At 42.8% G+C, this 13,977-nt stretch carries 12 protein-coding genes; 5 read left to right on the top strand and 7 right to left on the bottom strand.

All coding sequences use genetic code 11. From position 1 onward, the window contains the following. Positions 1-320 precede the first annotated feature (320 nt). The 4 genes from ACYVRA_RS16030 to ACYVRA_RS16045 all read right to left on the bottom strand — a co-directional run bounded on the left by ACYVRA_RS16030 (position 321) and on the right by ACYVRA_RS16045 (position 5,809). Complete coding sequence (locus ACYVRA_RS16030) at positions 321-596, bottom strand: DUF6922 domain-containing protein (RefSeq protein WP_461253737.1); 276 nt, start codon at positions 594-596, stop codon at positions 321-323. Between the two features lie 485 nt (positions 597-1,081). Continuing rightward, on the bottom strand, positions 1,082-1,282 hold the full coding sequence (locus tag ACYVRA_RS16035) for a hypothetical protein (protein WP_461253738.1): 201 nt from the start codon (positions 1,280-1,282) through the stop codon (positions 1,082-1,084). Between the two features lie 89 nt (positions 1,283-1,371). Next, positions 1,372-4,263 carry a leucine-rich repeat domain-containing protein gene (locus tag ACYVRA_RS16040; RefSeq protein WP_461253739.1) on the bottom strand — a complete coding sequence of 964 codons (2,892 nt, stop codon included), beginning with the start codon at positions 4,261-4,263 and terminating at the stop codon, positions 1,372-1,374. 13 nt (positions 4,264-4,276) lie between these two features. After that, positions 4,277-5,809: an InlB B-repeat-containing protein gene (locus ACYVRA_RS16045; protein WP_461253740.1), complete on the bottom strand. Its 1,533-nt coding sequence runs from the start codon at positions 5,807-5,809 to the stop codon at positions 4,277-4,279. A 281-nt stretch (positions 5,810-6,090) separates the two neighbouring features. Between ACYVRA_RS16045 and ACYVRA_RS16050 the strand changes: the two genes are divergently transcribed. The 4 genes from ACYVRA_RS16050 to ACYVRA_RS16065 all read left to right on the top strand — a co-directional run bounded on the left by ACYVRA_RS16050 (position 6,091) and on the right by ACYVRA_RS16065 (position 11,602). Further along, entirely contained in the window at positions 6,091-6,543 is a 453-nt protein-coding gene (locus ACYVRA_RS16050; protein ID WP_461253741.1) for a hypothetical protein, read from the top strand. Between the two features lies 1 nt (position 6,544). Continuing rightward, positions 6,545-7,759: a hypothetical protein gene (locus tag ACYVRA_RS16055; protein ID WP_461253742.1), complete on the top strand. Its 1,215-nt coding sequence runs from the start codon at positions 6,545-6,547 to the stop codon at positions 7,757-7,759. A 22-nt stretch (positions 7,760-7,781) separates the two neighbouring features. After that, a complete protein-coding gene (locus tag ACYVRA_RS16060; protein ID WP_461253743.1) occupies positions 7,782-8,435 on the top strand; it encodes a FecR domain-containing protein in 654 nt (217 codons plus the stop codon). Positions 8,436-8,878: 443 nt separating this feature from the next. Further along, positions 8,879-11,602 carry a CHASE2 domain-containing protein gene (locus ACYVRA_RS16065; protein WP_461253744.1) on the top strand — a complete coding sequence of 908 codons (2,724 nt, stop codon included), beginning with the start codon at positions 8,879-8,881 and terminating at the stop codon, positions 11,600-11,602. Between the two features lie 29 nt (positions 11,603-11,631). On the opposite strand, the gene ACYVRA_RS16070 is transcribed toward ACYVRA_RS16065, so the two are convergent. Next, positions 11,632-12,012, bottom strand: coding sequence for a metal-dependent transcriptional regulator (locus ACYVRA_RS16070; RefSeq protein WP_461253745.1), 381 nt, complete (start codon positions 12,010-12,012; stop codon positions 11,632-11,634). A 39-nt stretch (positions 12,013-12,051) separates the two neighbouring features. On the opposite strand from ACYVRA_RS16070, the gene ACYVRA_RS16075 reads away from it, so the two are divergent. After that, on the top strand, positions 12,052-12,384 hold the full coding sequence (locus ACYVRA_RS16075) for a hypothetical protein (protein WP_461253746.1): 333 nt from the start codon (positions 12,052-12,054) through the stop codon (positions 12,382-12,384). Positions 12,385-12,627: 243 nt separating this feature from the next. Here the strand turns inward: ACYVRA_RS16075 and ACYVRA_RS16080 are convergent, their stop codons facing one another. Beyond that, positions 12,628-12,825 (bottom strand): hypothetical protein, encoded by a 198-nt coding sequence (locus tag ACYVRA_RS16080; protein ID WP_461253747.1) that lies wholly within the window; start codon positions 12,823-12,825, stop codon positions 12,628-12,630. 71 nt (positions 12,826-12,896) lie between these two features. Then, positions 12,897-13,976, bottom strand: coding sequence for a virulence RhuM family protein (locus ACYVRA_RS16085; protein ID WP_461253748.1), 1,080 nt, complete (start codon positions 13,974-13,976; stop codon positions 12,897-12,899). Between the last annotated feature and the right edge of the window lies 1 nt (position 13,977).

Genomic DNA, 13,977 nt, shown 5'->3' on the forward strand with positions numbered 1-13,977 from the left:
AGGTTTGCCGCTATTTGTGTTGTTTCTAAGTATTTTTTTTTAACATTCTTCGTTCATAATCTCGTACATTTTTTATTAAAGTGTTTTTTACTTCTTTAATTGAAAAAGGTTCTGTAATCATTTTTATAGATTTCCAAGAATCCGGAGAAACATCATCAAAATAAGTCATACTTCTTATATAATGAAGTGGGTTTTCAGTTTCATATTTCTTTTTGAAATTTTCTATTATATTATCAAATGAAAATTTTTATAAAAAGGTTCGTTTTGATATTTTAGTAATGTTTCCCACAAGAAAGCATTAATTCCCTTTTTATGTATTTTCAAAACAAACCTCTATTATTATAAGCCCTAAATTTCTTTTTGCTTATTTTAAATAAAATACTTAAAAAATTTAGTATTTTTTTGTTTAAATAATTAATGTTTACTACTTCTTCCTTAATTACATCCCAACCATAATATCGAAATAATTCAATATAATCGTTTTGACTGCCATAGCTAACTACTCTTGTAATTATGTACCTTTTACTGGTATCAAAATTTAATTTAGTATAATCTTGTTCCCAGAAACATCTTTTTGAAAAAATAGGAAAATCCATGTCTGTATTATATCATGTATTAAAGGTTCCATCAATTAGATGCCTATATAAAAAAATTACCTGCTCATCTGGTGCTCCCTTACCTTATTTAAAAGTGATAACAAGATGTATGCCTAAAGAATTTATTTAGTACAGGCGGGCAGGCTGCGCACGCTGTAAAAACTTCGTAAGAGCGTCGCACTGGCGGCCACCTAAAGGCGGCCTTGCTTTTATTGGGGACTGCGGCATTTTTTGGTGCTCTCAGCGTGCGGCATTATTGATCCACACGGCTACGCCGTGCGTTTGTTTGGCTGTGCCTGTGAGCCTTCCAGCGACTAAATAGTGGTAGTAAGAAAACTTTATCTAGGGTTCGTCGCCGAACTTTTATTCTCTGAATTTTCTTTGTTTTATTACAAAGTCTCTACGGCGGGGAACGCCCGAAAAATGTTTTTACAGCGCGCGCAGCCTGCCCGCCTGTACTTAAAGATTTTATTGGGCATACATCTTCAAGCGCTATTAAGCAATTCGCGCGTTAAATAGTGTCTGTCTATAAAGTCGGTTACTTTACCAGCTATTCCTTGTTTAAGGGAAATTAATAATAAAAACCACGGAGGACACGGAGTTTCACGGAGGAAAAAGATGATTTTTGTACCAAAACTCCGTGTAACTCCGTGTACTCCGTGGTTAAATTCTTCTGTAGTTTCCAAATTGAGAATTACTGTGACTTTATAGACAGACACTAAATAATGTTAAAACGCGGTGTCATAAGAGACACCGCGCTCTCCTTCCCTATTTTTTACGGTAACGGTTGCACCACCGGGTTCTGCACCCCTGCCGGTATATTTCTCAGCTTGGGCAATTTGGTTGCGTTAATGCCGCTAAAATCCCACACATCTGCGTCAAAGAACGCCGTTCCAGTCCACCATGTTTCACTCCCCCATTGTTCCCATGTGATGTTCTCACCGTCTACTCCGTCTGCGTCGCTTGACCAGGGATCATTATTGCCATTCGTCATATCGCTCCGCCCGAAGTTATTTGTCAGTCCGGCGTGGTTGTTCCCCGCAAAACGCTCATTAAATTCTCCATAGCTGATATACAGGTTCAGTGCCACACAGTTTTGCACTATTACACTGTCTCCCTCTAGAAGTCCTACCACGCCACCAATATATAGGCTAAGTCCTTCAACATTGCCTGTAGCGTAGCAGTTTTGTACCGTGCCGCTGTTATATCCAACCACGCCACCGACAGAATAGCCTCCTGAAACAGCGCCCGTGGAGTAGCAGTTTTTCACCGTGCCACCGTTGTTATACCCCACCACGCCACCGACACTCCCGTTATCGTCTGCGCCTGAAACAGCACCTGTGGAGGTGGAATAGCAGCAGTCTTGCACCGTGCCATAATTGATCTTCCCTACCACGCCGCCGACAGCGCCTGTTCCTGAAACAGTACCTTCGACATAGCAGTTTTGCACCGTACTTAATTGATTAAACCCTACTACGCCGCCGACCATAGATCCACCGATAATGTTGCAGTTGACAATGCGGACATTTTTTACAATAGCGTCGTTATTTATATAACCGAACAAGCCCTGATAACTACTACTTGTGCTTATTGTAATATTGCTGATGGTATGGTTTCCCCCGTCATAGACGCCTTGGAAGTCGTACTCATCTGCGCCAATCGGCGTCCAGTTGCTTTCGCCAGGGGCAACAGAAGTCAGCGTGATGTCAGTCGTTTGTTTGTAATGCTTGTCCAAGTCCCAGTCGCCATACCATTTATTACTTGTCTTTCGGCCGATTCTTTGCAAAGTTTCTTCGTCGTAAACTCTGAAGGGGTCTGTCGAAGAGCCATCACCATTAATAATTGTCCACCATACGTTATCGATTTCCCTGATATACGTTCCCGCTTTTCCCATACTGTAGTAGGCATCCTTTAAGTAGTCGCTGCCGTTTCCATTGCCTGCTGTAGGAAATGCGTCGCTTCCAAAATATGCGTCTGCGATGTTGCTCCCTATTGCAAAGGTTACGCTGGTAAGGCTGGTGCAATTTTCAAAAGCATACTCTCCAATGCTGGTAACGCCGCTTGGTATGGTTACGCTGGTAAGGCTAGTGCAATCGTGAAAAGCAGAATCTCCAATGTCTTTAACGCTGTCGGGTATGATGAATGTACTGCCTGTTTTTCCTGCCGGATATACAACTAACGTAGTTATATTCTTGTTATACAATACGCCGTCATGTAAGCTATATGCGGTGTTACCAGTGGCAACCGTTATTGCAGTAAGGCTTGTGCAACCTGAAAAAGCCCTCTCTCCAATGTTGATTAAACCATTTCCTATAGTTACGCTGGTAAGGTCAGTGCAAGCGGCAAAAGCGAAATCTCCAATACTGGTAACGCTGTTAGTTATGTTTACGCTGGTAAGGTTTTTGCATTTGAAAAAAGCATAACCAGTAATTCCTTTTGTGCCGTCATGAAATGTTATGTTTGTGTTTTCAGGCATAGTGCCTTTGTAAGCGTATGCTACTTTTCCCGCATACACTAAACCGTCTAGCTGGTTATCTAACCATGCTGTTTCATAAAAGGCATCAATTCCAATGCTTGTAACGCTGTCTGGTATAATAATGCTGGTAAGGTTGGTGCAATATTCAAAAGCATGCTCTCCAATGCTGGTAACCCTGTCCGGTATGGTTATGCTAGTAAGGTTGTGAAGATTTCTAAAAGCATTTTCCTCAATGCTGGTAAAGGTACTGCCGGAAAGATCAAGGTTAACGTATTTGGTATCGTTGTCAAGCAGTGCTTCAAAAACACTTTTGGTTTTATTACCGCCAAGAGCGCCCACGTTCAGCTTAACGATGTATGGTGTTGTTGCATCATTTTCTTGCTGTCCGTCTAACCAGTTCGCAAAAGCTTCGATGGAGTCAAAAGTGGGGACGAGAAAATCGCTGTCGATAAATTCTTTTCCGTATTCGGTGGTAACCGCAGGATAGATTTGCACCGCTTCACTTATTCCCATATAACGCGAGTCTTTTTTAACAAGGACGGTAAAAAGGTAAGAACCGGGGTCCAATGGCAGCGTTACCGGTTTTCCGTTCATGTCTTCTAAGAGTTCAGGGTTTAATAAATCCACTTCCAAATCCGGCCATTTCTTCAGGGTAATTTCCGCCTCGGCGTCAGCAGGGTAGGTAATGGTGTACGTAAAAAAGCCCTGTTCCGAAGAGTTTATTTCGGTAAGAGAAACTTGCACCTCGCCGTTTTCACCTTGAGCTATGGTAAACTCTGCTGATTCCCCGGTTGCCGCCGGCTTACCGTCTTTATAGGCGCTTACAGTCACTTTATAACTGCCAATTTCCAGGGTAAAATACCCGTCTTTATCGGGGGTTGAAAACGCGCTGCCTCCGTCTGTTTTGGTAAAAATATACGCGTAAGAGTCAAAAACCGTTGAAGGAAACACTGTCCGCTCCGCATTCTGATGCGCCGATTCGCCGTCAACTAAATTGATTTTTATTCTTCCGTAACCGTCTTTTACCTGCGTTTGATTTTCAGCCTTCGTTTGAATCATTGATTGCTCATAGTTATCCACGCAAGCGTCCAGCAACATAACGCACACAAGCGCAGCCACGAATAGCACGCTGTATTTCCCGCTTTTCATTGTTCTCTTCTCATTGCTCATTGCTAATTGTTCATTTCTCATTGTTTTCCCCCTGTTACTGCACTATTACGGTGATGTTGGTGTTATAAAGCCTGCCGTCTTTTTCAACAAACAATCCTACGGTATGACTTCCGACTTCCAAGCTTGAGAAAAAATATGTTGCTTCGCTCTGACCGGTATTAACGCCGTCCAAATGCCACTGCTTAACGGTATAACCGTCGGCCTTCGCGGTTATGGCCAAATCTTCTCCGGCGGCTACAGTAAACGCGTCGTCCGAAGTTACAAGGTTGCCGTGTTCGTCCACCCAGTAGTAAATGATTTTCGATGAACCGATTTGCGGCGTAGTAACGGACAGGCTGACGCTTGCCGCGCCTGTTTCATAGTTGTTGTTTCCCTCCGCCCGCGCGAAGATGTAGTAAGTTGTCGCGGCATTAAGATTTGTAAAAAATGTAGAGTCTTGCCAATCGCTTGTAGACGCGGCGGAATCTGTAATACTTATTGCGTATTTGACAGATTGCCCGTTTGAAGCGGTTACAGCGCCAATAGTGATACTGTTGTGTGTTTTGGCATTGAGCGTCGGTGCGCCGACCGTTACGCCGGCGGCTTTATTTACAATAAAACTCACATCGATTTCTGCCGTAGCGCCTGTAACAACGCCGCCTGAATAGCTCGCTGTGATCTTAGCTGTGTAGTCTCCGGCGTTAAGCCCGCTCTTTGGCTGTACGGTGAAAACCGCGCTTGCCCCAGCCGCGATGGTTGGCGTTAAATTCCCGTCAAGGATAAACGAACCTAAACTCGCGCCACCAAGCGTAATGCTTGATACGTTCGCAGTGGTATTGCCGCTGTTGCGTATCGTAACGGTCATCGCCGCAGGTTGGGTATAACCGAATTTAACAGGCGTGAATATTACTTCTTCTAATATGTAAAGGTTAGGCGTATTGGGCGGCACTACTATAAATACGGCTTTTATTTTTACTGGTTCTGACGGCATGGTGAATGACGCCGGGCTTTTATCCGTGTGGGAAAGCGTTATGTCGCCGCTTATAACTTGCCATTTATCAAACATAAAGCCGACTTTGGGATCCGCGTTAATATAAACAGTTTCGCCTTCAACGGCGGGATTCGGCTCCGCTGTTGCCGTGCCGTGGCCGTCATTCTGCATGGTTATTGCGAAAGTCGGCTGCCCCATAGTTATCGAAACAGCGCCGTTAGGTCCGGGCTTTAAGTTCACGCTGGCAAAACCCTCAGCTTTTAGTACCGTACTTAAATATGCCTGTACGGTAATTTTCCAATGGCCGGGATCAACTGTAAATTGCGCGGTTTCCCCCTCTATTATGCCTTTCTTCTGTATATCCGGGCCAGGGCCGCCTGTTAGGGTTATGGTATGTATAAGAAGGGAAATGTCGGTATCAGGGTCCCATGGCATGAAAGCCGCCCTCCCCCCGCCGCCGATGGTAATTGAAAAAGAAGCGTTTCCCCCAACCTCGCCAGTGAAACAGGCGCATATAAGGCAGGAAATTGCCAGCGCCGCAAGGCATAGATAGGCCGCTTTTTTTATTTTGTTTATTGCCCTTTGCTTATTATTCATTTTAAATCCCTCCTATCGGCATCGTCAGGGTAAGGTAAATGCCGACCTTTATAAAAACTTACAGTTAATTTTAAATACAACTACCATTTTTCGTTATTTTTCAAAATTTGTCAATAAAAAATGAAACATAGGTAGTAATTTTATATTTAAAATTAAATATTCAAAAATCTATTAAAAATAGGCAAAAAATCAAAAAAATTGATTAATATGTTGGCACAAAAATTGATTTTTGGTGTATATTAGATTTGTAAAGGAGAAATAACGATAATATAATGCTCAATTTGAATAAGCGCATTTTTTTAATCCTATGTTTAGCGGCTGTTTCAGCGTTTGGCCAAGATCCCCGTACCCAATCTACCGCGCAGGAGATTGAGATTCTTTTAAACTCCAAAACCGTAACATACGCGCATGCGGCGCGGTTTGTGTTGGAGGCGGCTAACGCGCTTGCGACGGATAATAGCGAAGAAGCTTTTAATTACGCGGTTCAGCAAAACTGGCTTCCAAAAAATCTTTCTTCCAATGATTCAGCGCGGCTTGATTTTATTTCCATGCTCTTAATGCGCTCTTTTAATATTAAAGGTGGTATTATGTATGCCATTACCAAAAGTCCGCGTTACGCTTACCGCCAATTAACATACCTTAATGTTATTCAAGGCCGATCAGACCCCTCTATGATAGTGTCCGGCGAACAGCTCCTTTACTATGTAACCAGAATTCTCGCGATGGAGAACTAGAATGAAGAACTTTTTATATAAAATACTTTTAATATTGATTTTGACGCTTCCCGTCTCCCTTTCAGCCTATGACTTTGGGCTTGTGATAAACGCGGACGGCGGACTTGGAAACACAATATCTGAAGATAACCTTTTTGATTTTGAAGTGAACATTTTGCCCCGTTTTTCAACACTGATAGGCGACAACGGAGATTTAATTATTTCCGCCGGATTTTCTGTTGGAAATGACGGAGAACCTTTTTATATACCGGAACTTCTGCGTACCGAATTCAGCATGAGGTTTGGTGATTCAAGTTTAAGGGTAGGACGCGTTAATTTTTCCGATCCGTTGGCTTTTATAGCGAATGGTCTTTTTGACGGTATTCAATATCAATATAATTCAGGCTTTGGAAGTTTCCGTGTCGGAGCGTGGTATACGGGGCTTCAATACAAAAAAAGAGCCAATATCGCGATGACTGACGCGGAATTAATAGAGGTATCAACGCCGGTCGTTTATGACGATTTTTTCAACACTTACTTCGCGTCCAAACGCGTGATTTCTTCAATCGGGTGGGAACATCCTTCGATAGGCGAAGTAATGCATTTGAACGCCGCTTTTGTCGGGCAGACGGATTTAAACGACGCCGTTAGTAAATACCATAGTCAATATATAATTCTTAAAGCTGGTATGCCAATTAGTAACTTCCTTTTGGAAATTGGAGGCAGTGTTGAATTCGCGCAGGCTGCTACGGACGAACTAAAATTCAATGTGGCGTTTGCTGGAGAGATAGGCTTATTTCTGCTGTTTCCGTCCAAATTTAACACTAGGCTTTCTTTTACAAGCGTTATCACAAGCGGCAGAACAGACAGTACCATTGCAGAATTTATCCCGATTGCCGGAAAAGAATACGGGTACATTTTAAAAACAAGAATACCGGGGCTTTCAATTTTCTCTTTGAATTATTCATCAAAGTTTAGCGATTCGCTGAGCGGCCTGTTTACAGTTTCGTACTTTGTACGCGGCGATTGGGGAACTTTTAACAGTTACCCCGTGAGTACTGACAGTAAAGGATATTTTTTGGGTCCGGAAGTTTCAGCCATGATAACATGGAGTCCCGCTTCTGATTTGCAATTTAACTTGGGCGGCGGGGCGTTTTTCCCGGCTCTTGGCGACGCGGGAGCGGAAGAAAAAATAAAATGGCGCGTTGATTTAACCGTTATTATGTCAATATTATAGTTATTAATTTTGGAGGAGTAAAATGAAAAAGATTATTTTTACGGCGATTTTTATCACATTGGCTGTTACAGGAGCGTTCTGCCAGAATGGCGTTATTCGGGAATTAACCGGCGAGGTTGAATTAAAGCGTTCAGGCTCGTCCGCTTTTGTCCCTGCTTCCGCGGGAGACTCCGTATCTTCCAACACAATTGTTTCAACAGGTTTTAGAAGCACCGCCATCATTGCAATTGGCAGTTCTGTTATTACCGTGCGTCCGCTGACGCGCCTAACCCTTGCTGAAATACAGTCCGCGGAAAATACCGAGAGTGTCAACGTTAATTTGCAGGCGGGAAGAGTAAGAGTCGAAGTAAAGCCCCCCGCCGGTACAAAAACTCACCTTAACGTACAGAGCCCCAGCGTGACAGCTTCCGTCCGCGGCACAACTTTCGAGATGGACACCCGTAACTTAATTGGAATTGAAGGCAAAATTTTGTTAAGTGGCGTATCCGGCGCGGGAGTTCTTGTTACAGGCGGAAATACAAGCTCCTCTAATATTGACGGAACCGTCTCCAATCCCGCGGTTAGCGCCGAGCAGTCAATTCATGTGCAACCGCCTGTCGGCGCGGATATAGGAACCCCATCAACATATCAGTCAAATAAAGGCGAGTTGAATATTATAGTAAATTATCCTGAATGAAAGATCTTTTACTGTACAATTAAAGAGAAAAGGCATATAATTTATATGTGAACGAATTGCTTAATAGTATAAATAATACACTTGAGACACAGCTAAAACGGCAAAATGAGATTATGCAGCAAATGTTGGATATTATGCCAAGACCTTCAAGTAAATTTATTAGGGTATTGGAAACATTTGTACTTTTTATAAGTGTTTTTGGTATAATTAGTCTTATTGATATTATAATTAAATGGTTTATAGGAGGATAATATGATATTACAATTTATTCTTTCACTGCTCATCACTATACTTGGATTGACTACTTTTTTTATGTTGCGGTATATAAGGAAACACAAATTAATGCAAGGGGAACAGACCACGCCGAATGTCTGACCTGTCTAAAGCAGTCATGTTATATTTTGGTTAATTGATTTCTTCTCTGTTTTATTGTAAAATAAACTATGAAACATTGGAAAAATGCCCTTATTGGTTTGGCTGCGGCGGCAGCGTTTTCGTTATTGTATTTAATCGGCGCGTTAACTTCGATAGAAGACAGACTTTATGACTTTTTTCTTCACTTTCGGACGAATCGTGAGCATATAGACAGCGTTGTCTTTCTTGATGTAAACGATCAGGCTATAGCTTATTACGGTTTTTTCCCGTGGCCGCGCTCAATAACCGCAGACGGTCTTTTGCGTTTAAAAGAATACGGCGCAAGGGCGGTTATCTTCGATATAGAGTACATAGATCGCGGCCCTCAGGGAGTAGACAGCCTCTATCTTGAACAGGGGCTTGCCAACGATTTTGAGCGCAGTTTCTCGGAAATCAATTCATCAGCGCAGGATATTTTTTCCGCGTTTGGATCCGGGCGTATGGCGCGTAACGATCTTTCAAATTACGCGAATTATTTTTCCAATATGATAGAAAGGGAAAAAACGGGACTTTATTCCAAAGCCCAGAGCGTCGCGCGCGATAACGATATTTATTTGGCGCAGGCGATTGCATTGAATGGCAATAGCTGGTCTACGGTCAATTTATGGGCTTATCCCCTGGACGGCGAACAGGCTGAACGCCGCCCGCTCGCGGAAGAACATTTTTCATACCCTGTAAACGCCGCTCCTAACGCGTTTCGCGGGGAAGGGGCCATCGATATTTTACCCGCCCTTCCGATTTTTGCTACAGCCGCGAAGGGAGCCGGTTATACTAATGTGGAAATTGATAAGGACGGCGTAAGAAGGCGTATTTATCTGACGCAGAATATGCACGATCATTGGTATTTGCAGCTTGCCTTTGCCCCATTGATAGATTATCTTGGCAGGCCGGAAATATTATTGGAAAAACGCAAATTGACAGTTAAGCAGGTGAGGCTTTCTGGCGAAAAAGTTGAAGATTTAGTTATCCCGCTGGATTCAAAAGGCAGGATGATGCTTGACTGGCCAAAAAAAGATTACAATGACAGCTATACCCACCTATCCTTTGCGGAATTCAGTTTGTTAGACGAAATGGAAGCGGAGATTGAAAAATACAGCCGCGCTCTTGCCGCCGAAGACATGATGTTATTCTCACAAATTGACAGCTCATTAATTTCTATTCCGGTTATTCTTAGCAATATGACGCAGCTTCTTGACGCGGCGCGCGAGTTAAAAAATCACGCGATGGAAAACACTTCCCATGATTCTTTTGACGCTTTTCTTGAATATAGAAATCAAGCTTATGAAATGTTAGGTGAAGTATTAAAGAATGATCCCGTGTCGAAGATAAAGACGGTCAGCGCCCAGTTAATCGAAGAGAATCCGAATTTATCCGGCGCAATAGAAGATGAAGCCGATTATATCATTTCGTTATTTAACGCGCTTGAAGTAAATCTGACCCGTTATAAGGAAATAACCGATTATAATATAAAAAGTTTAAATGATAAATTTGTTATTATTGGCCGGGTTGATACGGGAACTACCGACTATGGCGCGAATCCTTTTTACGGCAAATACATCAATGTAGGCACTCACGGCGTTGTGCTGGATACGATTCTTACTAAATCTTTCATTGTTTGCCTTGATAATATCTGGAAGATAATTTTTATGCTTATTTTTGTCCCGTTATTTTTCATACTTACGGAAAACCTTGCGCCTGTTTTCCGCGCGGCGTTGGGATTTGGCGCGGTATTGTTCATCTTTATTGCCGCCGTATTGATATTCCGTTTTTCAGGATTTTTCCTTGGGCCGCTTGGAATAATAATGTCGATGATTATCGCTATTATTATCCGTGAAATAATTTCTTACGCCCATTCTGAAAAAGAGAAGCACTTTATCAGGACGGCGTTTTCCACTTATGTTTCAGGCGACGTGGTAAAAGAAATTATTTCCGATCCTTCGCGCTTGCAGTTGGGCGGCACAAAACGCCACATGACCGCTATTTTTACGGACGTTAAAGGATTTTCAACTATTTCCGAAAAACTTGATCCTGAAGATCTTGTAAGCCTGTTAAATAAATATTTAAGCGCGATGAGCGACGTGATTCTTGCCGAAAAAGGCACGATAGACAAATACGAAGGCGACGCCATTATAGCGTTCTTCGGCGCTCCTCTTGACCTTGCCGATCACGCTCTAAGGGCGTGCGTTTCTGCCATTACAATGAGAAAGCTGGAAGTTGAGTTAAACAAAACAATCATGGAGCAAAAATTGTCACCCTCGCCTCTTTTAACGCGCATAGGCGTTAATACCGGTTTCATGGTTGCGGGCAACATGGGTACCGCCAACAAGATGAACTATACGATTATGGGGAACGCGGTAAATCTCGCCGCGCGTCTTGAGGGAGTAAACAAACAATACGGAACATGGATACTTGCCTCGGAAGATACGGTACGCGAAACAGGAGACGCATTGCTTTACAGGAAACTTGACCGCGTGCGCGTCGTCGGCATCAATGAGCCTGTGCGTCTTTGCGAACTTGTAGACATGGCGGATCAGGCCGGCGAACAGCAAAAAAAACTTGTACAAGTTTTCCATGAAGCGCTTGACTATTTTGAAAAACGCGATTGGACGCAAGCGGAAAAAGGTTTCCAAGAGGCGATGTCAATAATACCCGATGACAGCCCTTCAAGCATTTATCTTGATCGGTGCAAACAATTTTTAAGTAGCCCGCCCAAAGACACATGGGACGGAGTGTACAATTTGACATCGAAGTAAAATAGAGCGATTTATACGCCGTATTCATCTCATTTTTTTGGGTTCGGCAAGTTTTCAATATGCTTCTTTATCGCGGTAAAACTTTTTTCGCTCATGGCGTGTTCCATTTTGCAGGCGTCATTTACCGCCGTCTTTTTATCGACTCCCAAAAAAATTAACCAGTCGGAAATAGCGACATGCCGTTCATACATTGTCTCCGCGATTTTGCGCCCCTTTGCGGTCAGTGTTATATACCCTTCATCATCTATAGCGATATAGCCCTGAGCTTTCAGGTTTTTCATGGCGACGCTTACGCTCGGCTTTGAGTATTCAAGTTCGTTCACAATATCAATAGAGCGGACGGGGTTTCCCTTGAGGCCTAAAACATGGATTGTTTCCAGATACATTTCCGCCGATTCATGGATACTCAAATCTTTGTCTCCTGTATTTATAATAATACTAAATTACCCATGAATCAAGAAATAAATTCCGAAGATTTACTCCCGATTCCCTATTCAAATAGGCAAGGTTATGGTAAAATTGAAGGCAGAAAAAACGTAAAGGAGATTTTTATGATAGAAACCATCAAAGGAAAAGTGACATATAAAGACGGCTCAGTGTACGAAGGCGATTTAGTCAACGGCAAGCCCCACGGCAAAGGAAAATTAACATATATATACGGCAGCGTATACGAAGGCGATTGGGTTGACGGAGAACAAACAGGCTTGGGAAAAATGACCTACCCTGACGGCAAATTTGATGAAGGAAGATTTATGAATAGCGAATTTGTAGGCGGCAGTTAAGTTGAAAAAACTCCCACTGCAAAAAGCGTAATTGCGAGCCTAACAGCTGACCATGTAAAAAAAGCCGTACAGATTAGTTCACAAAAAAGTATTTCAATGGCTTTCTGCTTGGGAAAAGAATCCCTAATGTATTTTGCAAAACCGTAAGTTTTCTTAATGCCCTCCAAGATAATTTTTAATTTTGAGCCGTCATTCGTCTGCGTCCTGTGGGCTTCATCGGAAATGCAGACAATATTGTTCCGCTCAGAAAGCAGTCCGGTTTTTTCGCAAAGATAACAGGCGGCTAAGGTACAGCATGATATGGGTTTTGCCGCAGCCAGTAGCGCCGAAATACGTTCCGCCCTTTCCGTCGCCGTGGGGTTTTAAATGGGTCTCAATATTTTGAAGCATCATTAAAGAGGCGAAATATTGGGGGTAGCGGCACACGTCGGCTCGCTCCATGCCGCTTGAGTCCCTATACGCGATAAAATCCCTTAAGTTCTTGTTCGTTGAATTTGCTGTTGCCGGAATTATTATCCAGTGGATTTCCTTTTCTTTTTAACCATTGTTTTTTCTTCCAGTTTATTCAGGCTGGCGACAAACCTGTCGTAATCGCTTTCAAACAATTTATCCTGAATGACTCGGTATTTCTCAAATTCGCTTAATGCGTGATCCTCGGCTATCTGTGCCGATATTTTTCCGGCATTGGTCAGAAGTTCATTACCGTCAGCCTGTAAAATCAAGTCAAGGTGATTTGCCCAGTCAGCCATCGTCATTGGCACGCGCGATCTTGCACGGCGTTCAGCCAAATCAAGATACGCCGATACAATCAATTCAAGCGACTGCATTTCTTCCGTTGACAGATAGTTCTTTGCCACGACAACATCACTGCGTTGAATTTTTCCGTCAGGGGCTTCGTCCCATGTGGTCAAGCCCATATATTGCTTTTGCGCGTCCGCACGGTTATAGATAAGTTCGGCGGCAGTATTGCCATGAACGGCAAAATGCAATTTGTTCTGCACTTTGGCAAAGAAATCTCTGGTGGTTTTCGCCGTTTTATCGTAATCAAGGGCGGTTGAATAAATATCGGTGATCTTCTGATAGAACCGGCGTTCAGACAGGCGTATCTCACGGATTTTTTCAAGCTGCTTTTCAAAATAATCTTCGGTAATTATTGTCCCGCCGTGTTTTAGGCGTTCTTCGTCCATCACCCAGCCTTGAATCGTGTAATCTTTGACTATCCTATTTGCCCATTTGCGGAACTGTATAGCTCGTTCATTGTTTACTTTGAAGCCCACGGCGATAATCATTTGGAGATTGTAGTGGTCTTGTTCTCTTTCAACCTGTCTTTCACCTTCAATTTGAACTGTCCAATATTTTCGGACAGTTGCCGCTTCTTGTAGTTCATTGTCTTCGTATATTTTATTAATATGGTAACTAATTGTCCGTTTATCGACATCATACAGTACCGCCATCATTTTTTGCGTCAGCCAGATATTCTCGTCTTCATAACGCATTTCAATGGTTTGCTGATTGCTTCCAGTAGCAGCGATATATGTTAAATATTCCGCCGCACTGGAACGGATGGTTATTTCTTTGGATTTTTTAGGCATG

The organism is Treponema sp. R8-4-B8, assembly GCF_054786175.1.

Excerpts from the sequence above, each read along its gene's own strand:
- ACYVRA_RS16085 (WP_461253748.1), bottom strand. The coding sequence starts at position 13,976 with ATGCCTAAAAAATCCAAAGAAATAACCATCCGTTCCAGTGCGGCGGAA.
- ACYVRA_RS16045 (WP_461253740.1), bottom strand. The coding sequence starts at position 5,809 with ATGAATAATAAGCAAAGGGCAATAAACAAAATAAAAAAAGCGGCCTAT.
- ACYVRA_RS16040 (WP_461253739.1), bottom strand. The coding sequence starts at position 4,263 with ATGAGAAATGAACAATTAGCAATGAGCAATGAGAAGAGAACAATGAAA.
- ACYVRA_RS16055 (WP_461253742.1), top strand. The coding sequence starts at position 6,545 with ATGAAGAACTTTTTATATAAAATACTTTTAATATTGATTTTGACGCTT.
- ACYVRA_RS16030 (WP_461253737.1), bottom strand. The coding sequence starts at position 596 with ATGGATTTTCCTATTTTTTCAAAAAGATGTTTCTGGGAACAAGATTAT.
- ACYVRA_RS16065 (WP_461253744.1), top strand. The coding sequence starts at position 8,879 with ATGAAACATTGGAAAAATGCCCTTATTGGTTTGGCTGCGGCGGCAGCG.
- ACYVRA_RS16060 (WP_461253743.1), top strand. The coding sequence starts at position 7,782 with ATGAAAAAGATTATTTTTACGGCGATTTTTATCACATTGGCTGTTACA.
- ACYVRA_RS16075 (WP_461253746.1), top strand. The coding sequence starts at position 12,052 with ATGAATCAAGAAATAAATTCCGAAGATTTACTCCCGATTCCCTATTCA.
- ACYVRA_RS16080 (WP_461253747.1), bottom strand. The coding sequence starts at position 12,825 with ATGGAGCGAGCCGACGTGTGCCGCTACCCCCAATATTTCGCCTCTTTA.